At 60.7% G+C, this 23,858-nt stretch carries 20 protein-coding genes; 9 read left to right on the top strand and 11 right to left on the bottom strand.

Going from position 1 to position 23,858, the window contains the following annotated elements; translation table 11 throughout:
* Positions 1–74: 74 nt before the first annotated feature.
* The gene (locus QZ564_RS00305) at positions 75–3,725 is read left to right on the top strand and encodes a hydantoinase B/oxoprolinase family protein (protein WP_297103057.1); all 3,651 of its coding nucleotides are present in this window, start codon (positions 75–77) and stop codon (positions 3,723–3,725) included.
* Between the two features lie 389 nt (positions 3,726–4,114).
* Here QZ564_RS00305 and QZ564_RS00300 read toward each other — a convergent pair whose 3' ends face one another.
* Positions 4,115–4,510, bottom strand: coding sequence for a helix-turn-helix domain-containing protein (locus QZ564_RS00300; protein WP_297103055.1), 396 nt, complete (start codon positions 4,508–4,510; stop codon positions 4,115–4,117).
* 66 nt (positions 4,511–4,576) lie between these two features.
* Between QZ564_RS00300 and QZ564_RS00295 the strand changes: the two genes are divergently transcribed.
* Positions 4,577–5,815, top strand: coding sequence for an MFS transporter (locus QZ564_RS00295; RefSeq protein ID WP_297103052.1), 1,239 nt, complete (start codon positions 4,577–4,579; stop codon positions 5,813–5,815).
* 484 nt (positions 5,816–6,299) lie between these two features.
* Here QZ564_RS00295 and QZ564_RS00290 read toward each other — a convergent pair whose 3' ends face one another.
* The 6 genes from QZ564_RS00290 to QZ564_RS00265 form a co-directional block, all read right to left on the bottom strand.
* Entirely contained in the window at positions 6,300–7,751 is a 1,452-nt protein-coding gene (locus QZ564_RS00290; protein ID WP_297103049.1) for an NAD-dependent succinate-semialdehyde dehydrogenase, read from the bottom strand.
* A gap of 10 nt (positions 7,752–7,761) precedes the next feature.
* Entirely contained in the window at positions 7,762–9,048 is a 1,287-nt protein-coding gene (gene gabT, locus QZ564_RS00285) for a 4-aminobutyrate--2-oxoglutarate transaminase (RefSeq protein ID WP_297103046.1), read from the bottom strand.
* Between the two features lie 247 nt (positions 9,049–9,295).
* A complete protein-coding gene (locus QZ564_RS00280) occupies positions 9,296–10,087 on the bottom strand; it encodes an ABC transporter permease (protein ID WP_297103043.1) in 792 nt (263 codons plus the stop codon).
* Positions 10,084–11,274: an ABC transporter permease gene (locus QZ564_RS00275; RefSeq protein ID WP_297103040.1), complete on the bottom strand. Its 1,191-nt coding sequence runs from the start codon at positions 11,272–11,274 to the stop codon at positions 10,084–10,086. Before QZ564_RS00275 ends, QZ564_RS00280 begins: the two co-directional genes overlap by 4 nt.
* Positions 11,271–12,317 carry an ABC transporter ATP-binding protein gene (locus QZ564_RS00270; protein ID WP_297103470.1) on the bottom strand — a complete coding sequence of 349 codons (1,047 nt, stop codon included), beginning with the start codon at positions 12,315–12,317 and terminating at the stop codon, positions 11,271–11,273. The genes QZ564_RS00275 and QZ564_RS00270 overlap by 4 nt, the downstream gene beginning before the upstream one ends.
* A gap of 137 nt (positions 12,318–12,454) precedes the next feature.
* Entirely contained in the window at positions 12,455–13,438 is a 984-nt protein-coding gene (locus QZ564_RS00265; RefSeq protein ID WP_297103467.1) for an ABC transporter substrate-binding protein, read from the bottom strand.
* Between the two features lie 232 nt (positions 13,439–13,670).
* Here QZ564_RS00265 and QZ564_RS00260 point away from each other — a divergent pair, with 232 nt between their 5' ends.
* The 3 genes from QZ564_RS00260 (at position 13,671) to QZ564_RS00250 (ending at position 15,290) form a co-directional block, all read left to right on the top strand.
* Complete coding sequence (locus tag QZ564_RS00260; protein WP_297103037.1) at positions 13,671–14,612, top strand: LysR substrate-binding domain-containing protein; 942 nt, start codon at positions 13,671–13,673, stop codon at positions 14,610–14,612.
* Positions 14,613–14,967: 355 nt separating this feature from the next.
* Positions 14,968–15,114 (top strand): hypothetical protein, encoded by a 147-nt coding sequence (locus QZ564_RS00255; protein ID WP_297103034.1) that lies wholly within the window; start codon positions 14,968–14,970, stop codon positions 15,112–15,114.
* A 20-nt stretch (positions 15,115–15,134) separates the two neighbouring features.
* Entirely contained in the window at positions 15,135–15,290 is a 156-nt protein-coding gene (locus QZ564_RS00250; RefSeq protein ID WP_297103030.1) for a hypothetical protein, read from the top strand.
* 43 nt (positions 15,291–15,333) lie between these two features.
* Here QZ564_RS00250 and QZ564_RS00245 read toward each other — a convergent pair whose 3' ends face one another.
* Positions 15,334–15,834: an SRPBCC family protein gene (locus tag QZ564_RS00245; protein WP_297103027.1), complete on the bottom strand. Its 501-nt coding sequence runs from the start codon at positions 15,832–15,834 to the stop codon at positions 15,334–15,336.
* On the bottom strand, positions 15,812–16,177 hold the full coding sequence (locus QZ564_RS00240) for a metalloregulator ArsR/SmtB family transcription factor (RefSeq protein ID WP_297103024.1): 366 nt from the start codon (positions 16,175–16,177) through the stop codon (positions 15,812–15,814). Before QZ564_RS00240 ends, QZ564_RS00245 begins: the two co-directional genes overlap by 23 nt.
* A gap of 741 nt (positions 16,178–16,918) precedes the next feature.
* Here QZ564_RS00240 and QZ564_RS00235 point away from each other — a divergent pair.
* A complete protein-coding gene (locus QZ564_RS00235; RefSeq protein WP_297103021.1) occupies positions 16,919–18,325 on the top strand; it encodes a serine hydrolase domain-containing protein in 1,407 nt (468 codons plus the stop codon).
* A gap of 64 nt (positions 18,326–18,389) precedes the next feature.
* Here QZ564_RS00235 and QZ564_RS00230 read toward each other — a convergent pair whose 3' ends face one another.
* Positions 18,390–19,628, bottom strand: a complete 1,239-nt coding sequence (locus QZ564_RS00230) for an MFS transporter (RefSeq protein ID WP_297103019.1) — start codon at positions 19,626–19,628, stop codon at positions 18,390–18,392.
* A 149-nt stretch (positions 19,629–19,777) separates the two neighbouring features.
* A complete protein-coding gene (locus tag QZ564_RS00225) occupies positions 19,778–20,560 on the bottom strand; it encodes a DUF4386 domain-containing protein (RefSeq protein ID WP_297103017.1) in 783 nt (260 codons plus the stop codon).
* A 35-nt stretch (positions 20,561–20,595) separates the two neighbouring features.
* On the opposite strand from QZ564_RS00225, the gene QZ564_RS00220 reads away from it, so the two are divergent.
* From QZ564_RS00220 to QZ564_RS00210, 3 genes are all read left to right on the top strand, one after another.
* Complete coding sequence (locus tag QZ564_RS00220) at positions 20,596–21,627, top strand: AraC family transcriptional regulator (protein WP_297103014.1); 1,032 nt, start codon at positions 20,596–20,598, stop codon at positions 21,625–21,627.
* 265 nt (positions 21,628–21,892) lie between these two features.
* Positions 21,893–22,807 (top strand): AraC family transcriptional regulator, encoded by a 915-nt coding sequence (locus tag QZ564_RS00215; RefSeq protein WP_297103011.1) that lies wholly within the window; start codon positions 21,893–21,895, stop codon positions 22,805–22,807.
* A 138-nt stretch (positions 22,808–22,945) separates the two neighbouring features.
* Positions 22,946–23,848 carry an alpha/beta hydrolase gene (locus tag QZ564_RS00210; RefSeq protein ID WP_297103008.1) on the top strand — a complete coding sequence of 301 codons (903 nt, stop codon included), beginning with the start codon at positions 22,946–22,948 and terminating at the stop codon, positions 23,846–23,848.
* Positions 23,849–23,858: the final 10 nt, after the last annotated feature.

Genomic DNA, 23,858 nt, shown 5'->3' with positions numbered 1-23,858 from the left:
TCCACCAAAAATCTATTGACGATGTAACATCGATAATTTATCGATATTATGTCATTAAGAATGGGGACGAAGAGATGGGCCGCGCTTGGGACTTTTGGATCGATCGCGGCGGCACCTTTACCGACGTCATTGGTCGCGACCCTCAGGGCAACCTTCATGCACGGAAGTTGCTGTCCGAGAATGGCGAGGCGTATCGGGATGCCGCCGTTGCGGGAATTCGCGCCCTTCTCGCCCTGGAGCCAGGGCAGCCAATCCCTCCCGGTACTGTAGGTGATGTCCGCATGGGCACGACCGTGGCGACCAATGCTCTGCTCGAGCGCAAGGGTGAGCCAACTGCGTTGATCACCACGCATGGCTTCCGCGACGCACTTGAGATCGGCTATCAGGCACGGCCCGATATCTTCGCTCAGGAAATCATCAAGCCGGAACTGCTCTATAGCCGCGTGATCGAGCTGAACGAGCGAATCCTCAATGACGGAACGGTTGAACGGGCCCTCGATGAGGTCGAAGTTGCCGAAAAACTGCAACGGCTCTGGGCGGAGGGTTTTCGTTCGGTCGCCATCGTGCTGATGCATGGCTACCGTCACTTCGCTCACGAGCAAGCGGTTGCCAGGCTGGCGCGCGCTTTGGGATTTCCGCAGGTTTCGGTGAGCCATGAAGTGTCACCGCTCATCAAATTCGTTAGCAGGGGCGACACGACGGTTGTCGACGCCTACCTGTCGCCCATCCTCAAGCGCTATGTTGACCAGGTGTCCGAAGAACTCGATCTGGACCGCTCGGGCGCTCGCCTGATGTTCATGATGTCCTCCGGCGGGCTGACTTCCGCCGATCGCTTCCAAGGCAGAGATGCAATACTGTCCGGCCCAGCGGGCGGTGTGGTCGCGCTTGCCCAGACTGCAATTGAAGCTGGTTATTCGAGCACCATAGGATTCGATATGGGCGGAACGTCTACGGACGTCGCCCATTTCGATGGCGACTACGAGCGTGCCTTCGAAACCGAGGTCGCCGGTGTTCGGATGCGTGCGCCCATGATGCAGATACATACCGTCGCCGCGGGCGGCGGGTCGATCCTGCACTTTGATGGTTCACGGTTCCGGGTCGGACCCGATTCCGCCGGAGCCAATCCCGGACCCAAATGCTACCGGAGAGGCGGCCCTCTGACTGTGACGGATGCCAACGTCATGGTTGGTAAACTGCGGCCTGAGCTGTTTCCGCCGATCTTCGGCCCCCTCCAGAACCAGCCCCTCGATGCCGGGGCTGTGACGGCGGCTTTTGCCGAACTCGCCCAACAGATCGGGGATGGACGTACCCCCGAGCAGGTCGCCGATGGTTTTCTCGCCATCGCGGTGGCAAACATGGCTGAGGCCGTCAAGTCGATCTCGATTGCTCGCGGCTATGACGTAACCAAGTATGTGCTGAACGCGTTCGGCGGGGCGAGCGGCCAGCATGCCTGCCTCGTTGCCGACGCACTGGGTATGAGCACGGTTCTGGTGCATCCCTATTCCGGGCTGCTGTCGGCATACGGCATGGGGCTGGCAGACCTGCGCTCCATCCGTCAGGCAACGGTGGACCTGGAACTGGATGGCAGCGTCATTGCCGAAGTGGACACCATTTCACGGCGTATTGGCCGGGAGGCGGTAGGGGAACTTCTTGATCAGCACGTCGATCTCGAAGAGATGAAGGTCAATGGTACGGTTCACCTCAGGTATCATGGGACCGACACCACGGTGGAAGTTCCGCTGTTTTCTAGCCCCGCTATCGCTTTCGGGCAGGATTGGGCGAGCGGCACCGACACACACACGCTGCAGGAAAGTTTCGAGCGCAGCCACCGTGCGCGGTTTGGGTTCGTCGATCCTGGCAAAATGCTGGTGGTTGAATCGCTGTCGGTAGAGGCGATCGGTACCGGCTCGCGACCCGAAGTCTGCACGGTACAGCCGACAGCCGCCCGGCTCCCGGAGGCCGACCAGCGCACGAGGTTCTATTCGAACGGCGAGTGGCATGAGGCCGGCATTTACCGGCGCGAACACCTCCGATCAGGACATGTGGTGCACGGCCCGGCGGCAATCATCGAGCCGAACCAGACGGTCGTGGTAGAGGCGGGTTGGACAGCCAAAATTACGCCCCAGAACAACTTGGAACTGAAGCGCCTTGTCCCAATTCGGCGGACCAAGGCGCTGGGGACCGATGTCGACCCCGTCATGCTGGAAATCTTCAACAATCTCTTCATGTCCGTCGCCAACCAGATGGGGGTGACCCTTCAGAACACGGCATATTCGGTCAATATCAAGGAGCGGCTGGACTTTTCCTGCGCCCTCTTCGACAGCAGCGGCGCCTTGGTGGCCAACGCACCCCATGTGCCGGTGCATCTGGGGTCCATGGACCGTTCGGTCGAAGCCATCATAAAAAGTGGCCAGCACTTCTCTCCGGGGGACGTCTTTGCCATCAACGCCCCGTACAACGGCGGCACCCACTTGCCGGACATTACAGTCTGCACGCCGGTTTTCGACGCCAGCAACGAGCGCATTCTGTTCTGGACCGCATCGCGGGGGCACCATGCCGATATCGGGGGCACAGCCCCTGGCTCCATGTCCCCTGACGCGCGAACGATCGAGATGGAGGGCGTCTATATTGATACTTTCAAGCTCGTCGACAAAGGGCGGTTTCGTACGGAGGAGCTGAGTCGTCTGCTGACAGACGCGGAATACCCCGTCCGCAACCTCGAGCAGAATATTGCCGACCTCAAGGCCCAGGTGGCCGCGAACAAGAAGGGCGCCGACGAGCTGACGAGGATGATCGAGCAGTTCGGCCTGCCTGCGGTGGAAGCCTATATGGGCCATGTGCAGGACAATGCCGAAGAATGCGTCCGTCGCGCCATCGAGAAGCTGTCGGATGGGACGTTCACATATCCAATGGATCAGGGCTGCCAAATCCAGGTCAAAGTGACGGTGAATCACAAGGCCCGCGAAGCTATTGTGGATTTCTCCGGCACATCTGGTCAGCAGCCTGACAATTTCAACGCGCCGGAACCGATTACGCGTGCAGCGGTCCTTTATGCGTTCCGCGTGATCGTCGCCGACGCAATCCCCATAAATGCCGGGTGCCTGAGACCAATCAAGGTCATCATCCCCGAGGGGAGCATGCTGTCCCCACGCTGGCCCGCCGCAGTGGTAGCGGGGAATGTGGAAGTCAGCCAGGCCGTGACCAACTGCCTGTTTGGTGCACTGGGAACCATGGCGTCCGCCCAGGGCACGATGAATAATCTCACTTTCGGCAACGACGACCACCAGTACTACGAAACCATCTGCTCAGGATCTCCGGCAGGCCCGGGCTTCCACGGTGTCGCTGGCGTGCAGACCCACATGACAAACTCGCGTCTCACCGACCCGGAGGTGCTCGAAAGCCGGTTTCCTGTCGTCCTCGAAGACTTCCACATTCGCCGTGGTTCTGGCGGCGCTGGCCAGTGGCGAAGTGGGGATGGCACCAGCCGCACCATCCGTTTCCGGGAGCCGATGAACTGCGCCATCCTGTCAGGACACCGGTTGGTGCAGCCGTTCGGTCTCAAGGGCGGGCGGCCAGGCGAAATGGGCCGCAACACCATCCGTCGTCACGACGGAAGCCAGGAGGACCTGCCTGGCTGCACCAAGACAACATTGGGGACTGGCGACGCCATCACAATCTCTACCCCGACCGGCGGTGGCTATGGCACAGTACCCAGCGAGGCGTAGTAGAACCGCACGTTAGCTATCACTGCCGACCGACAGGCCATTGCATGGCGGTACACACGGCCCGGCCCGGTATTGGACACGGTGTATTTCCAATTACGCCGGCCATGCACCAACCGCTTTTGGGGAGCCGTGCGAGCGCGGCGGACGGCGGGAAAGGGGCGCGTCTCCGCCAGTCTGCAGTCGACCCCATTTCGGTCATGTGGCCAGATTGGATTTTTGCCGAAGAGTGGACATCCGATACCGCGCAAGCGAGTCAAAGCTATTTTGCCGCTAACTCGGACGATACGATCTCAACACGTGGCTCATCGTCAACCAGTGGCTCGAAGCACGCTTTCAGAACTTCAAAAGCGTTCGGCGCAATGAAGAGATCCACCTGAGCGCGGTTCCGTTTATCCACGCGTTTCCACGCGAGCGAGAAGCGCCCTGAAGCTCGGGCATTCCAGATGCGAGGGGGCGGGGCAGTGGGCGATGTGACGGAGCGTGTCGCTGAGTGCTTGCAGTTCTGCGATCTGACGGTCGATGGCGTCGGCCTTGTCGGTAAAGGCTGATCGTTGCAGGTCCGGCAAACCGTCGCGGCCGAACATGGCGCCGATTTCGTCCAGTGAGAATCCGGCGTTCTTGCCGAGAAGGATCAGCTTGAGCTGCAGCAGCACTTCGGGCGGGAATTGCCGGCGTAAGCCGTGGCGGGCGACCGAGCGGATCAGGCCGGCCTCCTCGTAATAGCGTAGGGCCGAGGGCTTTATGCCGCTGCGGGCGGCGACCTCCCCAATATCTAGAAACTTCATGCTTGACCTCAAGTTAACTTGAAGTGGCAGCTTCGGCCACCACTACCCTGTTTGCAAGAGGCAACCATGAACCCTAGGAACCCAGGCGAAACCGCATCGCGACCGACATTGATCATTCTGATGCTGGCCGCCGTCGTCGGCCTGGCGTCGCTGGCCACCAGCATCGCCAATATCACGCTGCCCGCACTGAGCGAGGATTTCAGCGCCCCTTTCGCCCAAGTGCAGGGCGTCATCGCTGCTTATCTCGCGGCGCTGACGCTGTCAGTGCTGCTGGCCGGACGACTGGGTGACAGGTTCGGTATGAAGCCGATGCTGATGCTGGGTGTAAGCCTCTTTGCCGTGGCCTCCCTCGCCAGCAGCCTCGCCCCGAACCTCTCTTTGCTGGTTGCGGCCAGAGTCGTGCAGGGCATTGGCGCCGCCCTGATGATGACGTTGACTTTGGCGCTGATGCGCCAGAATGCGGGTGAGACGCACCTCGGGCGGGCAATGGGCCTGCTCGGCACCGTCTCGGCCGTTGGCACGGCGCTTGGGCCGTCATTGGGCGGGGTGCTGTTGCCTGTCTGGGGCTGGCGCGGTCCTTTCGGCATTCTGGTGCCGTTGGCTCTGCTTGCGCTCGTGCTGGCTTGGGTGGCACTGCCTAGAGATGGGTCCACGCGAAATGTCTCTACCCCAAAGGGGCGCACCGAGCTGAACAGACGGTTGATGGTGACGCTGGTGTCCAACGTCCTTGTCGCCGCCGTGATGATGACGACTCTGGTCGTCGGTCCCTTCTATCTCGGCTCAGGGCTGGGGCTCGATGCGAGGGCGGTCGGCTTGGTCATGACGCTCGGCCCCGCAATCTCCATTGCCAGCGGCATCCCGTCGGGGCGTCTCGTCGATGCCTTGGGCAGCGCGAGCGTGATCGTTATTGGCGCTGTCTTGCTGGCGGCAGGGACATTCCTGCTCGCACTCCTGCCCGACATGGCTGGCGCAACCAACTACATGATTGGCATTTTTGTCCTGACGCCCGGCTACCAGCTCTTCCAGGCGGCGAACAATACATCCGCCATGGGCGATGTTCCCAACGAGCGTCGGGGCACGGTATCGGGCTGGCTGAACCTGTCGCGCAATACTGGCCTGATCGCTGGTGCCGTGGTCATGGGCGCGATCTTTGCCCTCGCTACAGGAACGTCGGCACTCGCCCAGGCGGAGCCCGGCGCCATCGCTTCAGGCATGCGACTGACCTTTTCATTGGCCGGCCTGATGATGCTCATGGTTGTCGCCATGAGCATCGGTCGACGCGGATCGCGTGGCGGCGAGTTATAATGGCCCTTGGCCACCGATGGTCGGCAGGGGCAGGCCGGCCAGAGGCAGGTTTGGGACACAACCCATTGAAAGCTGACCGTCCGCAAGCCACCCCGTTCTCGACGTTACCAGGACCAGAGCGGACCGACCGCTTACGGGAAATCGAAATGGCCGCCTGAACGGCAGGAATGGGGCGCCCACCTGCCCGGCGGGTTATGGAAGCCCCCTGCCCCACAATTCTCCACGCCAGCGCCTTAAGCGGGGCCGCTTGCGGACCGTCCGGTTCTGGAGCGGAATGCTGCAACAGCTGACTCTCCATTGCCGATGATCGAGGGACTTTCCCGAAGTCAGGCCACGTCCTTAAGGGATTGGACTGATCAGAACGGACACCTCAGCTTATCGACGATCTACAATTTGTCCCGCGAACCTAAAGAACAGCTTGCGTCAGCAGATGGGTTTCCCCACCAGGCTCTACAACCGGACCGCCCGTCGCAGTGGGGACCTTTCACGGCGCGATTCCGCCGATGCAGGCATATTTGAGCTCAGTGAACTCGATGATGCCGTGCGAGGAGCCCTCACGGGAATTGCCACTTTCCTTGACGCCGCCGAACGGCGCCAGTTCGGTCGAGATCAGGCCGGTATTGACACCGACCATGCCGTATTCCAGGCGCTCAAGGACCCTGAAGATACGGTTGACATTCGTGGAATAGAAATAGGCCGCGAGTCCGGTTTCTGTGTCGTTGGCGGCAGCGATGACCTGGTCTTCCTCGTCAAAGCGAAAGACCGGCGCCAGCGGACCGAAGGTTTCCTCTTTCGCCAGCGTCATGTCGGCGCTGGCCCCCGCCAGTAGGGTCGGTTCGAAGAACGTCCCGCCCAGGGCGTGGCGCTGCCCGCCAACACGCAAGCTGGCCCCCTTGCTCACGGCGTCCGCGATATGTGCCTCGACCTTCTGCACGGCCTCTTCGGTAATGAGCGGCCCCTGTTGCACCCCTTCGGCAAAGCCGTCGCCGACTTTGAGCTGTGCGATGCGGGCGGCCAGCTTGTCGACAAAGGCGTCATAGATGCCAGCCTGGGCATAGATGCGGTTCGTGCAGACGCAGGTCTGCCCCATGTTCCGGAATTTCGACTGCATGGCGCCGTCCACGGCAGCGTCCAGGTCAGCGTCGTCAAAGACGATGAACGGCGCGTTGCCGCCCAGTTCGAGCGCTACCTTTTTTACTGTGCTGGATGCCTGGCGCATCAGGATCTTGCCGACCTCAGTCGATCCGGTGAACCCGACAAGGCGCACCTTGGGGTGACTCGTGAGCACGCCGCCGATGGCGATGGCATCTCCGGTGATGACGTTGACTGTACCCGCGGGAAAGCCGGCCCGCTGCGCCAGCTCAGCCAGCGCCAGGGCGGTCAGCGGCGTCTCCGGCGCGGGCTTGACCACGACGGTACAGCCCGCGGCGAGCGCCGGCGCAATTTTGCGGGTGATCATGGCCGCTGGGAAATTCCAGGGTGTGATCGCCGCAACGACCCCGATGGGCTGCCGCAACACCATGATCCGAGAATCGGATCGGTGCGCTGGGAGCAATTCACCAGCGACGCGCTTGGCTTCCTCGGCATAGAACTCGATGTATGAAGCCGCATAGTCGATCTCGCCCAGCGCTTCGGCAAAAGGCTTGCCCTGTTCGCTGGTCAGAATGGTGGCCAGATCCTGACGATTGCTAACGACCAGGTCAAACCAGGAGCGCAGCACGCTGCTGCGCTCCTTGGCTGTGCGGCGCGACCATGACGAAAACGCTGATGCGGCGGCGTCGACGGCCGCGGTAGCCAGCGCTGCACCTCCATTGGGAACCTTGCCAATGATTTCGCTACTGGCCGGGTTGCGGATCTCGAGTTCCGCGACGCCGCCGAAATTGCCGTTCAGGAAATACTGGGATTTGAGCAGATTTGGGTCGCTGAGGATGCGCATGGTGGTCCTGTCAGATATTGGCATTGGTGAGGGCGCGGCCGAGCTTGGCAATGCCATCCTCAAGCACCGGGTCAGGAATGGTCAAAGGATTGAGTATGCGGATCGTATTGGCATGGACACCGCAGCTCAGCAGTACCAGTCCTTCCGCTAGGGCCGCCTGCACAACCCGCTTGGTGGCATCGGCGTCGGGCTCGGTTGTGCCATGACGCTCTACTATGTCGAACGCCACCATTGCACCCGGTCCCCGGATGGCAGTGATCGGCACGGTGTCATTACGGCTGGCAAATGCAGCCAGGGCAGTCTTCAGCCGGTCTCCGATCACATTGGCCCGCTCGACAAGCCCTTCCTCCGCGATCACGTCCAGCACAGCCAGCGCAGCGGCGCAGCCTACGGGACTGCCTGCATACGTGCCACCCAGACCACCGGGGTCGGCGGCGTCCATCATGTCGGCGCGACCAATGATCCCAGACAGGGGAAAACCGCCAGCCAGGGATTTGGCCACGACCACCAGATCGGGCTCGACGCCAGAATTTTCGATGCCGAACATCTTACCAGTGCGGGCAAAGCCCGTCTGGATTTCATCTGCAATGAAGACAATGCCGTGCTGGTCGCAAAGCGTGCGCAGAGCCTGCAGCAGCTCAGCCGGCGCCGGCAGAAAGCCCCCCTCACCCTGAACAGGTTCAATAATGATGGCCGCGACATCGGTCGGATCAATGTCTGCTCGAAACAGGTACTCGAGCGCCCGCAAGCTGTCGGCGACACCGATGCGGGCCGCCTCGCTCGGAAAGGGAACATGATAGATGCCGGCAGGTGAGATACCGAACTTCTTCTTGTAGGGGGCGACCTTGCCTGTGAGCGCCATGCCCAGATTGGTTCGGCCATGAAATCCGCCGGCGAACGCGATCACGCCGGGTCGGCCTGTGGACGCACGAGCGATTTTGATGGCGTTCTCAACCGCCTCGGCACCGGTGGTGAAGAGTATGCTTTTGGCGGCGCCACTGAACGGAGCCAGGGCGTTCAGGCGTTCACAGACCTCAACGTACGGTTCGTACGGAAGAACCTGGAAAGCCGTATGCGTATAGGCGTCCAGCTGGGTGGCGACGGCGGCCATGACTTTGGGGTGGCGATGACCGGTATTCAGCACTGCGATGCCGCCAGCGAAGTCGATAAGTCGGCGTCCTTCGGTGTCCCAAAGCTCGGAACCCTCCGCGCGTGCCACGTAGACGGGAAAGGCATTGGCAATGCCGCGCGGGATAGCGTCGATGCGACGGGCATGTAGCTCTGCATTTGTGCTCATGGAACACTCCTTCTTGTCATTGCCTGGGATAGGCGTGGAGGCGAGGCACAAAAAGCAGATAATCAGCGACAGGGTGGTGCATTTGATGCACCACCCATTTGGCTCAATGCCAGCTTGGAACGCCGGCACGATCGGCAAACCGGCAGGGTCGCCAGCATGCAAGAAAAAAGAGCGCTGCCCGGGCAAGGCCCGAGCAGCGCTCATCTGACGACCGAAGCGGCAGCGCCGATGTGTTTCTACGGTGGCGTCACACGGTCACCGTAGACGGCTTCTGCCGTTGCGCCGCGGCCCGGAAAAGTAAGACCAGTCCGGCAACGACAACAGTTCCCACGATGATGACGAAGGCTGCGGCCGCGATGGCGGGACTGATATTCTCACGGATTGACGAGAACATCTGTCGGGCGAGCGTGCGTTGGTTGGGACCCGCCACGAACAGGGTCAGCACGACCTCGTCCAGCGACGTGGCAAAAGCCAGCACGGCCCCCGAGAGAACGCCCGGCAGCATCAGGGGTAGTGTAACATGCCCAAACACGCGCAGGGGATTGGCTCCCAGGCTCATCGCGGCGCGCTCCACCCGCATGTCGATCCCTGCCAGCGACCCCGAAACGCTGACGATCACAAAGGGCAAGGCTACTACCGTGTGCGCAATGATCACCCCCACATGCGTGTTGACGAGGCCCAACTGGATGAAGGTGATCTGCATCCCCACCCCCAGGATGACCGCCGGTACCACCATGGGCAGAAGGAGCGCCGACTTGAGTATGCCGGAGAATGCGAAGGACCGCCGGAGCCCTAGCGACACCAGGGTACCCAGAACTGTGGCCAGCAAGGTCGCCCCGGCGCCAATCACCAGGCTATTGACGATCGACATGCGCCAGGCGTCCGAGATCATCAGTTCCTCGAACCACCGTAACGAGAATGACCTTATGGGGTAGCTCAGTAGGTCGCTCGACGTGAAGGCCAAAGGCAGAATGGTCACCAGGGGCGCCATCAGGAAGGTTACGGCAAGCAATCCGAATACGATCTTGGCGGCTTTCATGTCGAACGTCCGTTGGTCCGCGATGTCACCCGGTCGTAGGCGACGTAGAGCAAGAGGGTTGGGATGAGCAGCAGGACTCCAAAAGCCGCCGCCATGCCCCAATTGGCGGAGCCCATGGCAAAGAAGGCGATGAGCGAGCTGATCATCTGGTCGGTCGGCCCGCCGATCAGCGCCGGGGTAATGTAGTAGCCAATCGCCGACATGAAGACGAGCAGGGAGCCGGAGGCAATGCCCAGCGAGCTGAGCGGCAGCTGCACATGCAGGAATGATCGGATCGGATTGGCGCCGAGCGAAGCCGCGGCGGGACCGAGATTGGGCGGTATGGTCAACAACACGCTGTAGATCGGCAGGACCATGAAGGGCAGGAGCACATGGCTCATGGCAATGACCACGCCGGTACGGCTGAACAGCAGCCCCAGCGGTTCGTCGATGAGGCCCACCCATTGCAGGGCCGAATTGATCAGCCCCTTGTCTTGCAGCAGGACATACCAGGCGGCCGTGCGGACCAGCAGGGAGGTCCAGAGCGGCAACAGTACCGATGCGATCAAAACGCCCCGGACCCAGCCCCGGCTGGACGCCATCAGCATGGCATAGGGGTAGCCGATGAGCAGGCACACAAGCGAGACGGTCGCAGCGATTGCAAATGTCCGCAGGAAAGTGTCGCGATTGGCGGAGACGTCGGGACCGACTGTGCCGATATTCCCCGCGGCATCCCTTGCCATGTCGACAGCAGCCAGCAGGAACCGGTCGGTCGTGGGAGACATGGTTGCGGCAATTGCCTGCGAGTAGATCGGATCATCCCAGCGCGGGTCAATAGCCACCAGGTCGATGGAGGCGTCGTCGGCGAGGCGGTTGAGAGCCCCGCTGGTCCGCGAGATGAGCGTACGGAAGCCGGCCTGCTGGCTATTGAGGCGACGGACCACGTCGCCCAAAATCTGGGGATCGTCGATGGCGCGCAGATCTTCGGCCAGGGCCTCCTGCATGGCGATGGTCGGTGCCGTATGCGGATCCCACTCCGCCACGGCCGCGACTGTCGCGGGCAGGGCATTGCTGATTGCGGGGTCCGAGACTGACTGTACAAGCACGGTCCAGATCGGCAGGAAGAAAACCATTGCCATGAAGACAAGCGCCGGCCCCAGCAGCATTGCTCGCGCGGACGCGGTCTTTATCTCCTGGGGGGCGCTCATGTGGGAATCACCCGGCAATTGTCTGCCTGGAAGACCACATCCACTTGGGTTCCCACCGCGTAGTCCGCGACTTGGCGGTCGAGCCGCGCAATCATCCTGCGCTGTCCGCAATCGAGGTGCAGGCGGAGATGGTCGCCCTGATAGACGCTGTCGGCGACCTTGGCCTGCATGATGTTGACCCGCTCGGTCCGGCGCGCAGTGCCAACAGGCTGCACCGTTACATTTTCGGGGCGAACGGAGAGCAGTGCCTCATTGCCAGCTGCCGGCCAATCGGCGGCCGAGGCTGCCATATCTTCCCCGCTATCGAGCCGGATCAGGCTGCCGTCCGGACCAGTCGTAGTGACCTTTCCGGCCATCAAATTGGTTTCACCGATGAACTCCGCAACGAAGCGCGATGCTGGGCGGTCATAGATTTCGGTGGGAGAGCCTATCTGCTCGATCCGCCCGCGGTTGAACACGGCGATCCGATCAGACATTGTCAGCGCCTCACCCTGATCGTGCGTGACGAATACAATGGTCAGGCCCAGCCGCCTGTGCAGGTCCCGGATATCGAGCTGCATCTGCTCCCGGAGTTGTTTATCCAGCGCCCCGAGGGGCTCGTCCATCAGCACAACCGAGGGCTCGAAGACGAGGGCGCGCGCCAGAGCGATGCGTTGCTGCTGCCCCCCTGACAGCATGGCCGGGCGGCGGTCACGCAGGTGCTGGAGCTGGACCATGTCGAGCGCGCGCGTAACCCGCTGCTCGATCTCCTCCCTGCCAACCCGGCGCATCCGCAGCGGGAAGGCCACATTGTCGGCAACCGACATGTGGGGGAACAGGGCATAGTTCTGGAACACCACGCCCATGTCCCGTCGATGCGGGGGCAGGTGGTCGATACGCTTGCCGCCCAGACAGATTGAACCTGCCGTTGGCTGCAGGAAGCCCGCCAGCAGCATCAGAATTGTGGTCTTGCCTGAGCCAGAAGGTCCCAGCAGGCTTACAAACTCGCCGCGGGTGATGGTCAGGTCCAGCTGATCGACGACGCGATGCGTTCCGAACATCATCTCGACTTGCTCAAGAGCAATGAAGGGTGCAGATGCGCCGTTCATTGCCGCGACCCGTGCCGAACTTGCTGCCATGCTGCCATCCCGCCCGGTGGTAGAGCCGCGCCCGGAGGCGCGGCTGGTTGCCATTGAGGCCGTCATTGATTCAACCAAGCATTGAAGCGCTGGGTCAGGGATTCTGAATTGTCGATCCAGAAGTCGACGTCCAGCGGCAGTGCTTCGGTCAGGTTGTCCGGATAGGTGGGCAGGTCAAGCTGATATTCGGCGGGGACCATGTCCGAGGCGCTGATCGAAGGGAGGCCATAGGCGATGAATTCGGGCAGCTTTGCCAGGTTCTCGGGCTTGCTTGCGAACGAGATGAAATCGAGAGCGGCCTCCTTGTTTTCGGCATCCTTGAGGATGACCCAGCTGTCCACGGCCAGGATACTGCCCGGCCAGACGACCTTGAAATTGCGCCCTTCGCTGCGATTGATGCCGGTGATACGGCCGTTGTAGGCCGCCGTCATCACCACCTCGCCACTGGCCAGGAGCTGCAGCGGCTGCGCACCAGCCTCCCACCACACCAGGCTGTCCTTGAGCTCATCGAGCTTGGCAAAGGCCCGATCGACACCGGGAGGCGTACTCAGCACCTGATAGACGTCATGGGGGGGCACGCCGTCGGCCATGAGGGCGAATTCCAGCGTATACTTCGGCCCCTTCCGCAAGGCCCGCTTGCCTGGAAACTTGGCCGTGTCCCAGAAGTCTGCCCAGGAATTTGGCCCCTCGGCAAGCACTGCGCTGTCGTAGGCGATGGCGGTGGACCAGACGATAGCACCTACGCCGCACTCACTGATCGCCGGCGGGAGGAAATCGTTCTGATCGGCAACACGGGACCAGTCGATGGTTTCATAAAGGCCATCGAAGCAGCCCAGGGCCAGTTCCTCGGCCTCGACCTGCACCACGTCCCAGTTGGGGTTCCCCGCCCGAACCTTGGACTGGATCACACCGATGCCGCCATCCCACGCCTCGTCCAGAACCGGCATGCCGGACGTTTCAGCGAAGGGCTTGAAGAAAATCTCGCGCTGCGCGTCCTGGTAATTGCCGCCCCATGAAACGACCGTCAGGTCTCGTGCCATGGTCATAGTAGGCGCCAACAGGGTCGATAGACCCACCACTCCGGCGATCGTCAAAGTCAGTCTGTTGCTCATTTGCTTGCCTTTGCCATCTAGATTCCCCATTTGCATTTCGCCTACCAATCGAGGCCCACGCGCAACTTAAGCTAACGTTCCACCGCGGAACGAAACAGCAGATTTATGTTGCCAAGGTGGTTCATCACATGCTCCACTAAATTGTTCAGCATGTATGGACTGTTTGATGAGTTCAAAGGACGATCCCGACGCCCGTGTTGCGCCGCTCGGCAAGCTTGTTGCTCGCCTTCCGCCGCTTCTGATGGTGAGGGCGTTCGAGGCGGTTGGGCGTACGGGAAGCATGCGCAAGGCGGCCGATGATATCGGCGTCAGCCACACCGTGGTCAGTCACCATCTGCGCAATCTCGAAGGGTGGCTCAATGCCAGCCTCATCGAGCGCAGCCCAAGGGGTGTGTCGCTAACTCCTGAGGGACGTCATTTCTTTGCTGCGGTTTCGGGCGCGCTCAACACGATTGCCGCTGCGGCGCTGGAGATACGCCCGCAGACCCGGCAGGGAGCGCTCCGCATATGGTGCATGCCTGGGCTGGCATCGCGCTGGCTAACGCCAAAGCTCTCAGAGCTGGAAAGACATCTCCCCGGGGTAGAGATCATCCTGCGGGCAATCGACCGTCTGCCAGACTTTACCCGCTACGAAGCGGACGTGATGATCGTGTTTGGTGAACGGGACGATGTGCCGCCAAGCGCCCAGATGATTGTTCGTCCCAGGATATTTCCCGTCGTCAGTCCGGAGTGGGCGGCTGCCAATCCGGTGCCGCGTTCGTTGCAGGATTTACTCGGCCAGCCTCTTCTGCATGAGGAAAGCCGCAGCCAATGGCGCCGATGGCTGATCGCTGCGGGGGTGGATGATCCAGGCGAACTGACCGGACCCCGGCTTTGGAATGCGAATCTTTGCCTGGATGCAGCCTTGGCCGGCCAGGGAATTGCGCTCACCTTTGCCCCAATGGCCACAGACCTGATCCGCAATGGCCAACTGATCGAAGTTCTCGAGACAGAAGTCACCTTGGGCGCCTATTTCCTGGTGGCGCCGGGAGAACGATGGACCGATCCTATCCTCGCCAAATTCAGGAAGTGGATCGAACAGAGCCTCTCAGGCGGCGAGCCCCGCTGAGGCGGCTACTGCCTTCACCCCGTTGAAGACGAAGCACCGGCGTGAGCTGACGGACAGCTGTCGGGATGCCGCCGAAGGGGTGCCGATGACCGAAATGGGGCGCACTGCCGCCGGTCTTGCCCTGCCGTCCATATGGGTGAAGTGCCTGTGGGGTCTTCACTCCGTAGCAAGGAACTGTAGGTTGATGATCCTGAAGTGTTCGGACGTTGCGGAGGAAGCTTCGTGGAAAAGACCGAGCTCATTGACATGGCGACACGCCTCGTCCGAGTTCATCGGGCCAGCGACGGGCGGGTGCATGGCGACGTTGCCGCGGTCGTAGTGTCGGCAACTGGGAATGTAATCCAGGGCGTCTGCGTTGATACCGCGAGCTGAGGGCGGCAAGATCGTCGGACAGCGCTTCACGGCGCAGCGGCCTGTCGGTGTCTGGCGTGCGCCCATGCGCCTGAAGATGGATGGCGATCACCTGACGGTTCTTGACCAGTTCAGCCAGATTGCTCCGTAGCTGTCAGGATTGCTCCCCCCGTGAAGAAGAACGAGCGGCTTGCCGACACCATTCACGCTGTAGATTATTCGCTGACCATTGACGTCGGCAAAATTCTCATCCGGCATGTCAGAGGGCTGCTCGGCTTGAATCCGAAGGGCCGCAGTGAGCGCTTCGGTCGCTATGGCGGTTTTTAAGAAATCGCCTCTCAGTATGTTGTCCTCGTGTCTCGTCGTATGATCACAGTCCACCTGCAAGCAATTCATCCAGCTGCGCAAACTGTTCGGGCAGCGCTTCTGCCGAACCGGCGAGGGCCTCGTCGAGGGTTACCGTCGTGGGATAGAGCTCGTGGAAGGTGAGAAGCGTCTTGCCGGCATGTTCTTCGAACGTCACTGTCGTCACGGCGCCCTGATCGCTTTCGTCGTTTGTCCAGACGATGCGCTTGTTCGGCACGACTTTTTTGTACGTGCCGAAGAACGCCATCGTCTGATCGGAGTCCGGAAAGCGGAACACGAGACGATATCCGCCCCCGGTGCGCATATCGATTTCGCACGAGAGCAGCGACAGGCTCATCGCCTTAGGGACCCACCAGCGCCGGAACAGTTCGGCTTTGCTCCATGCTTCGAAAACAATGTGCGCAGGGGCATTGAACCTGCGCGTCACGACGAGTTCGCGGTCAGACTTGCGCTCCACGACGGTGTGCTTCACTGCGGCGGGACTACTTGTTACTTCTACCTGCATGGGCCTTCTCCTTGGCTTTCAATTCTTCGACAATCTTGTCCAACTCGTCGAAACGTTCACACCACAGTTGGCGGTGCCTCTCGATCCAAGCGGCTTCTTCTTCGAGTGCGCGAATACCAAGCCTGCAAGTTCGGATGCGCCCAACCTTTTCTGTTGTCACGAGCCCCGCCCTTTCCAACACGCCAACATGCTTCTTCATCCCCGTTAGGGTCATGTGAAACCTGTCGGCGAGATCCGTGATCGAAGCATCGGCGCGGCCAAGTTGCTCCAGCACACCGCGCCGGGTGGCATCCGATAGCGCGGCAAATGAAGCGTCGAGGCGGGCTTGAGAATACTGAACCATAAGGTTCACTGTTAGCAGGCAGCTTGCCAGCGTGCAAGGAGAAACTCAAAATCATCCAGGATCACCGGCGAGCGCTGCTCGCACCGCGCAATGCCGCGAGTTGGTGCCTGTCGGTGCGTTGAGGCGACCGGAGCTGCCGGGCATTTGGTCTTGTGTGTGTGAGGGGAGGTCGGCCGCCCAACCAACCTTGCGGTCCCGCAGAAGCGCCTCGCTTTGGCTATAGAAATTCGTTCTACCTGCTTCCGTTTGGATCGAGTTGTGGAGCCTCCTGCCCTACAATCCTCCACGCCAGCGCCTCCAGCGGGGGCCGCTTGCGGACTCTCAGGTTCTGGACAGCAAACCACTTGAGCTGTCATTGTTTTAGCGCAGCGTGGCTCCCACTTGGATTCTCCGCTTCTGACATCTGTGATCTAGGCGTATGCGCCCTTTCGTTGAGTTATTGCCGGCCGCTTCCAAGGGACCACCACGATGAAATTCTCTCTGCAACGTGCTGTGGTCTTAGCCAGCGTTGGCCTGCCACTTGGCTGCGTACTGAGCGCCCTTTTCCTTGCCATTTCAGAGCAACCTATTGTAGCCGGTCAAATACTACCTGGAGGACCTGCCGTGGCGGGAGTGGCTGCCGCTTTCGGCGGGCTCTGGAGATCGCCAGAGTAGTTACAAGACCAAGGCATTTCCGGTCCTGTTGACTGGGATCGATCAATCCAATCCGGGTGACCGGAAGGCGCTGAGGGACACCACAGCATGCGGCTCTTCTTTATTCTGCTTGCATTGGGAGTCGTCACTGCAGCGCGGGCAGACGCACCCCGAGGGTCAATCGGTGACTTCATAGCTGCTGAGATGGCAGTCTCGGGCGTGCCGGGCCTGGCCTATGCGATCGTCAAGAATGGAGAATTTCAGTCGGACGCGTATGGTGAGGTGCTGATCGGCAGCGGTAGATTGGTGACACCCGATACGCCGTTCCTGCTCGGCTCGATCTCAAAGAGCTTCACAGCAATGGCCGTGATGCGGCTGGTCGAAGTTGGCAAGGTGGATCTGGATGCGCCGATTTCGCACTACCTGAAGGCGTTTGCGGACCAGTCTTCTGGCGCCATCACCACACGGCAATTGCTTAGTCACACGAGCGGTTACTCAACCCTGCAGGGCAACGAAGCCGCCTTTGATCCCGTCGACGACAAGGAGGCGCTCTCGCGGCAAGTGGACCGCATCGCGGGTTGGACACCGGCCTACGTGCCCGGCACCAAATGGGAGTACTCAAACGCAAATTACCAGATCGCCGGCGCCCTGATCGAGGCTGTAAGCGGCCGAGGCTATGCGAGCTACATCAGAACAGAGATTCTTGATCCGATCGGCATGACGCACAGCTTCGTTGCTGATGGACAAATCCATGACGAAATGGCGCGGGGACACCGGCCATGGTTTGGAACCAAACACGCCATGGAGCCGGATAGGACGAACCGTGTCACCGCACCTCAGGGCGGCGTCATAGCAAGCGCCAGGGATCTGGCTCGGTATCTGGCGATCATGATGAACGGCGCAGACGACATTATCAGCTCCGAAAGCAAAGCGGCCATGCTACGCCCGGCCAGCACCGTGTCACCCTTTTACGGACTTGGCTGGTTTCTATCGAGCGAGACTGGAACCGCGTTCCATTCCGGATCCAGTCCAGGAGTGGAGACACTGGCAACTCTAATGCCAGCACAGAATAAGGGGGTCGTCGTTCTGGTCAATGCTGGGAGTGGCATAGGGTTTGGGGAAACGACCGAACTGCGGACCGGCATCAGCGCCAGGGCCCTTGGTCTCGACTATGCAGGCGAGGGAAGCCGCTGGGAGCAGAAAGCGGTGTTTGTCGCACTTGTTCTTTTGCCCATTGCTTACGTGCTCAGCATGATCTGGGCTTGGCTACATCGAGACGATCTGCGCGCGAAATCCGGATGGTCTGGCCAGTTTAGCCTGTGGTTTCCGTTGTGCACGACGTTGGGAATTGCCGGGATTGTTTTTCTTCTGATTCCGAGGGTTTTCGGGGCCTCCATTGAAACGCTGAGCCGCTTTCAGCCTGACTTGGGTATCGCGTTCGTGGCGACAGCGGCCACTGGAGTGCTTTGGGCAGCATTTCGGTTGGGCCTCGCTTATTCCAGGCCCGACAGATAGTGACGCGCGAAATCGGCAAGCGCCATCCGTCCATGCGATGGTCGCGACCCCTAAACGATTGATATTACGGTCCAAGACTGACCCTTAAGGGCAATGTCTTCATGGCAATCCAGTAGTGGAATGCACTCCATACGCCAATCAGCTGAACACTGACGATGGACCAACCAAGCGCCCGGTCCCCGGATGCAGCGAAGACCGTGTCGCTCAATACCCCAATAAGCGTTGGTCCCACACCAACGCCCACAACGGAAAAGGCGAACATGAATATCGCTGTCGCCATTGGGCGCATCGCTGGTTCCACACGTCCGTGCAGGAAGGCGAAGGTCGGCCCCCAGAAGACGCTCGCCAATCCAATCGGCACCAGTAGACATAATAGTGCGACAACGGTTGGCTCGATAATGGCGAAGGCGGCAGAAAAGGGTTTTCCAATCAAAATTGCCGCAGCGACCATGCCCAAACGGAAGCGCGGATTTTTCTGCCCGTATCTGTCCGCGAGCTGGCCGCTTGCCCAAGTGACAGCCCCGCCCAGGATTCCCGCGCTCAATGCGAGAAAGACCCCGGTCTGAATGAGCGACAGGCCGTGGGTCCGGATCATGAATGGGGCGTTCCAGGTAAGGCCGGCATGTGTCAGGACGGACGCGAGGAAAACCCCGATCAGGGCGTGACGCAGCCCACGGTCCCGCCAGATTGCATGCCAGGTCTGGAGGAACAGGCTACCTTCCAGAACCCGCGCATCATGGTCGCGCTGCGGCTCACGAACAAAGACAAACAGGACCACCGAAAGGATGAGGCCTGGCACGCCGGCAATCAGAAAGGCGCCTCTCCATCCCACCAGCTCGCCGGCGATGCCGCCGACCAGAAAGGCCAGCAGAACCCCGAGATTGGCGCCCACGACAAAGCTCGCCATGGCCGAAGTGCGCCGATCGGCAGGATAAAGATCAGAAATGATGGAATGGGCCGGCACGACCGCCCCGGACTCCCCGATCCCAACGCCAAAACGCGCCAGCATCAATTGCCAGAAGTTCTGCGCCGCAGCGACACTGAGCGTCAGCAGGCTCCATACCGCGGTCGTCAATCCAATGATGTTGCGGCGATTGCCACCTGCGGAAAGCTTCGCAATGGGGAAGCCAAACAGCGCATAGACGACAATCAGCACGCCCCCCGATAACAAGCCGAGTTGGGTATTGCTCAGGCCGAATTCCAGCGAGATATCGTCAAGCAGAATGGACAAAATCGTCCGATCCATCTGATTGACCGCCAAAATGGCGATCAGGATCAAGAGGACGGTGCGTGGGTTTTGCATGTGGTTCGCCCCTTTTGAGAATTCGAGCAGAACTCGCTAGCCCTTTTTTCCCGCCAAATGCATCCAGATCAACCCGCGCAAAAAAAACGCCCCACAGTCAGGGGCGCTTTGCACTTGGTTTGCGTACAGAAAGGACCCTTTCTGAACCCTCATGCTTTCCGGCTGAGCAATACGAACCCGACCCAAACAAACCAGGCGATGTAGCCAAGTCCGAACACGGAACCGGCAGTGTCATTGAGCGCCGGGATTAGGGTCAACAGTCCGGACACTCCAATCAAGAAGCTGAAAAAGCCAAGGGGCTTCGGCATCAGTGCGGTGCGCAGCATGGCTGCCCCAGCCACCAGCGCCCAGACAGCACCGGCGATCTCATTGCCGCCGCCAAGGCCGTTTTCAACGCCCGAGAAAATTTGCCACATCAGCACTGCGGCCTCGGGGTCGGAAGCGTACTGGGAAGCGACGACCTCTTTACCGACATTGGCGACCATGCCCGCTCCGACCACAAGGGTCGCCCAAAGCGCACCAAACACCTGGATGACGGAGGACAGCGTCGGCGCATGCGGCTTGAAGATGTCTGCGAGCGCAATGGCGAGCAGAGCGACCAGAAAGCCATTGACCACATAGATGATCGTGTACCAGCTGGTCATGAGCTGCCGTTCGCTGACCACGAAGGAAACGACGGAGGCGGGATCAGCATCCGCCATGCCGTACCCGGATCCGGCAAGGACTGTGAGCAGGAGAACGAAGCCGAAGACATAGGTCGCGGCAGCACCAAATCCGGCTGCGGCGCCCCATTTTTGAAGTGAGAACATGTCTGTCACCTTTCTTTTCGTGGGGCGAAACCACTGTCCCCGTGTTGGAATGGTGAGGGGATAGGCGACGGCTCTCCAGATGAGCATGACCGTTGGTTTCAAGTTGTTGGCCTTGGGCGTCATGTTGACTAAGGTCCTGCCAAAACGAGGATGGTCAGGTGAAACGCGCAACGGTTGCCGCAGGATTAGTCCGCTCGCTCGCTGCATACGCGGCGCGCTATGGATTGCACCAGCCGGACATCCTTGAAGATGTTGGACTGACCGAGGCCGACCTCAGCGATCAAGACAGCCGCGTCGGCCTAGACACCTACCTGGATCTCATTGACGTGCTCATCTCTCAGACCGGCGAACCAGCTTTGCTGGCAAAGCATGCCGTTGAGACGCAACTTGAGAAAATCAGTGTCGTCGGGTTGATCGTGGGCTCCGCTGCCTCCCTGCCTGATGCAATGCAGCAGCTGAACCGCTATTCCACACTCATGGTGGATATCGACATCATGGAAAGGGGCCCGCGGTTCAGCGTGTCGCAGGAGGGCGCAGAAGTCTGGATCATCGACAACCGTCCCGATCCGAACCGAAGCCCTGCGTTGACCGAGGCCGCTTTTGGACGCTTCATCGGCGAGTTCAGGCGCAACCTTCCCGAGCACCCGTTCGCCGTGCGAATTGAAATGACCCATGCCAAACCGGCGCATGCGGGCCAATTGGAGCAATTGCTGCAATGTCCCATCACTTTTGGATGCACGCGCAACGCAATGCAGATCGCTCCGGAATGGCTCCTGCGTCCTTTCGAAAATACCTCTCGCTACGTATTCGGCATATTCGCAGACAAGGCGGATGCCCTGCTCAAGGACCTGGCAAGAGACGATAGTATCCGTTCACGTGTGGAAGCTGGACTGATGCCTGGCCTTCACAAGGGCGAGGTCTCGAGCGACGCGATCGCTTCCGAACTCGGTATGAGCCGGGCAACACTCTATCGGCGCCTAAAGCAGGAAGGCACGACCTTTGCGGAGGTCGCCGATGAATTGCGATGCCGCATGGCATCTGACTATCTTTCCGCCCGCAAGGTCTCCGTCAATGAAGCGGCTTATCTCGTGGGTTTTTCGGAGGCTTCCTCGTTTGTCCGCGCCTTTCGTCGCTGGACCGGCCAGACCCCGGCCGAATATCGCGATCAATTGCTCGCCTCTTCGGCCTGATTGCCGGGGAGCGACCGGGCATAGGGTGAGGGCGGTAATCGACTTTCCGGCAGACGAAATGGCAAGTTCGTGAGCGTCGCACGAGCCAACCTGCCGAACCCCAAGGTCGACCATCTGCAACTGACGTGGTACCCCAACCCTCAGGGTAGGCGTCCATATCTGGCACAGCATGGGAACCGTAACAGCAGCATTTGCGCGGGCCTTGGCGAGCGCAGCCGGGTTGAGACTGACCGAGGACGGAGGTCTGTTCGACGGGAAAGAGCGCGTGCGCCAGCTTGAATGCGTCGATGGCAGGCTCACGGATACCGATTACTTCGACCTGACCGCCTGGATTGGAGACACCCATCCCGATCGTGTTGGCCTGCCCTTTGCCTATGCCCAGGCTGTCGATGTCGACAACCTGGGTGCCTTGGGCCTCGCCATGAAGACCGCGCCGCGCCTCAGGGACACCTTGGAAAGGGCCGAGCGCTATTTCAGGCTGTTGACCGACACCGTGTCCTATCAGTTGGACGAAGGGGCCGAGCCAGCACTGTTCATCCTCCGTCGGCAGACCAGGGAGCATCCGGCGCTGCACCTGCGCAACGAATGCGCCCTTTGTGGCTTTGGCCGCATCTTCAAGCAGTTTATCGGTCCTGATCTGTCCTACGACTTTGTGTCTTTCCGACACCCAACACCCGGTCCCATTGCGCGGTATGAAGGTTTCTTCGACGCCCCGGTCCGCTTCAGCGCCGAGCGGAACGCCATCGCCATCCGTTCGGACATGCTGGACTTGCCGACACGGCTTGGCGATGCCGCCGTGTCGCGTTTCCTGACCGAGCACCTGGACGCGGAGCTTGGTGCCATGACATCCCCGGACAGTCTGCAGCGCGCCCTGGCCGAGCACCTTTCCGAAGCCCTAAGCAATGGCATTCCCAAGGCCAGCAATGTAGCGCGCGCCCTTGGAATGAGCGAGCGGACGCTCTATCGACGGCTGGCCGAAAGCGGACAGACCTATCAGGAGGTGCTGGAAGACACCCAGCGCTCTCTGGCCGAACGCCTGCTGTCCCAGCCTGCCTTTTCCATTCCTGACATTGCCTTTCTCACCGGGTTTTCGGAGCAAAGCAGCTTCAATCGCGCCTTCAAGCGCTGGGTCGGCCAGACGCCCGGTGCCTATCGCCGGGCCGCATCTCAGGTCGCCTGACAGCGCTACGCCCCTTCCATCGCTGTCCCGCACAGCGTCTTTGGCAGGCTCGGCCAAAACCCTGGCAGTGTCGGCAAATACTGCAGACCTCGATCCGCCTATTCCCTTGAACACCGCTTCAACAAGGGAGTCCGAGCGATGCACACCGATCAATTCATCCTCGCAGCCACCAATCCAGTCCGGCGCAGCAATCGCCTTGCCCTGATCGCGCCGTTGGCGTTGTCGCTGTTGCTTCCTGCCACCGCTCTGGCTGAGCAAGGCACGATCAGCTCAAATGGCGTTCATATCCATTTCGTCGATGAAGGCGAGGGCGAAACCGTCGTGTTCCTGCACGGTTTTGCCGGCTCCTCGGACATGTGGTCGGCCATCGGCCTGACGCCTATGTCGAACTTCCGCACCATAGCCCTGGACGCCCGCGGCCACGGCAGCAGCGGCAGGCCGGACGATGCCAGTGCCTATGGCCTGACCATGGTCGACGATGTTGTGGCCGTGATGGAGGCTCGCGGCGTCACCAAGGCGCACTTTGTGGGCTATTCGATGGGTGCGGAAACCGCCCTGAAACTGGCCGTCATCCATCCGGACCGCGTTGCGTCGCTGATCATTGCCGGCTCCGGCTGGTCAGGAGAAGCTGAAGCCGAAGCCTATAGCTTCGTCTCGGGCGCCTTGTCTGAAAATGAGACCTTCGGAAGCTTCATGGCAGCCATGGCGCCGCCCGACCAGGACATGCCGCCAGAAGCACAGGCGGCTATGCTGGAGCTTCTCGCTGCACACGGCATAGACCCGGAACAGCCAACCGGGCCCCTCGCGGTTGTCGCTGCGGCGCTGCCCGAGATCATCGATCTCGATGCTGCGGAACTGTCCGCCATCACCGCGCCCGTTCTCGGGCTCGCCGGAAGTGACGATCCTGAACATGACAATGTTGCCAGACTGGCCGGACCGCTACCCAATTTCACCTTCGTCAGCATCGAAGATGCCGACCATCTCATGGCGCCGCTCAGCCCGGACTTTGCCAGCGCGGTCTTCGACTTCCTCGGCAACTGACGTCCCACGT

Source organism: uncultured Devosia sp. (assembly GCF_913055165.1).
In the GTDB taxonomy this organism is placed as follows: Bacteria; Pseudomonadota; Alphaproteobacteria; order Rhizobiales; family Devosiaceae; genus Devosia.
Note: the sequence above shows the minus strand (reverse complement) of the source record. Positions and strands in the feature narration are given on the sequence as shown.

What these genes read in the sequence shown, in the direction of transcription:
- QZ564_RS00275 (WP_297103040.1), bottom strand. Translation starts at nt 11,274, where the DNA reads ATGAGCGCCCCCCAGGAGATAAAGACCGCGTCCGCGCGAGCAATGCTG.
- QZ564_RS00290 (WP_297103049.1), bottom strand. Translation starts at nt 7,751, where the DNA reads ATGCGCATCCTCAGCGACCCAAATCTGCTCAAATCCCAGTATTTCCTG.
- QZ564_RS00225 (WP_297103017.1), bottom strand. Translation starts at nt 20,560, where the DNA reads ATGACGCCCAAGGCCAACAACTTGAAACCAACGGTCATGCTCATCTGG.
- QZ564_RS00300 (WP_297103055.1), bottom strand. Translation starts at nt 4,510, where the DNA reads ATGAAGTTTCTAGATATTGGGGAGGTCGCCGCCCGCAGCGGCATAAAG.
- QZ564_RS00240 (WP_297103024.1), bottom strand. Translation starts at nt 16,177, where the DNA reads ATGGTTCAGTATTCTCAAGCCCGCCTCGACGCTTCATTTGCCGCGCTA.
- gabT (WP_297103046.1), bottom strand. Translation starts at nt 9,048, where the DNA reads ATGAGCACAAATGCAGAGCTACATGCCCGTCGCATCGACGCTATCCCG.
- QZ564_RS00235 (WP_297103021.1), top strand. Translation starts at nt 16,919, where the DNA reads ATGCGGCTCTTCTTTATTCTGCTTGCATTGGGAGTCGTCACTGCAGCG.
- QZ564_RS00260 (WP_297103037.1), top strand. Translation starts at nt 13,671, where the DNA reads ATGAGTTCAAAGGACGATCCCGACGCCCGTGTTGCGCCGCTCGGCAAG.
- QZ564_RS00230 (WP_297103019.1), bottom strand. Translation starts at nt 19,628, where the DNA reads ATGCAAAACCCACGCACCGTCCTCTTGATCCTGATCGCCATTTTGGCG.
- QZ564_RS00295 (WP_297103052.1), top strand. Translation starts at nt 4,577, where the DNA reads ATGAACCCTAGGAACCCAGGCGAAACCGCATCGCGACCGACATTGATC.
- QZ564_RS00245 (WP_297103027.1), bottom strand. Translation starts at nt 15,834, where the DNA reads ATGCAGGTAGAAGTAACAAGTAGTCCCGCCGCAGTGAAGCACACCGTC.
- QZ564_RS00280 (WP_297103043.1), bottom strand. Translation starts at nt 10,087, where the DNA reads ATGAAAGCCGCCAAGATCGTATTCGGATTGCTTGCCGTAACCTTCCTG.
- QZ564_RS00270 (WP_297103470.1), bottom strand. Translation starts at nt 12,317, where the DNA reads ATGATGTTCGGAACGCATCGCGTCGTCGATCAGCTGGACCTGACCATC.
- QZ564_RS00305 (WP_297103057.1), top strand. Translation starts at nt 75, where the DNA reads ATGGGCCGCGCTTGGGACTTTTGGATCGATCGCGGCGGCACCTTTACC.
- QZ564_RS00265 (WP_297103467.1), bottom strand. Translation starts at nt 13,438, where the DNA reads ATGACCATGGCACGAGACCTGACGGTCGTTTCATGGGGCGGCAATTAC.
- QZ564_RS00210 (WP_297103008.1), top strand. Translation starts at nt 22,946, where the DNA reads ATGCACACCGATCAATTCATCCTCGCAGCCACCAATCCAGTCCGGCGC.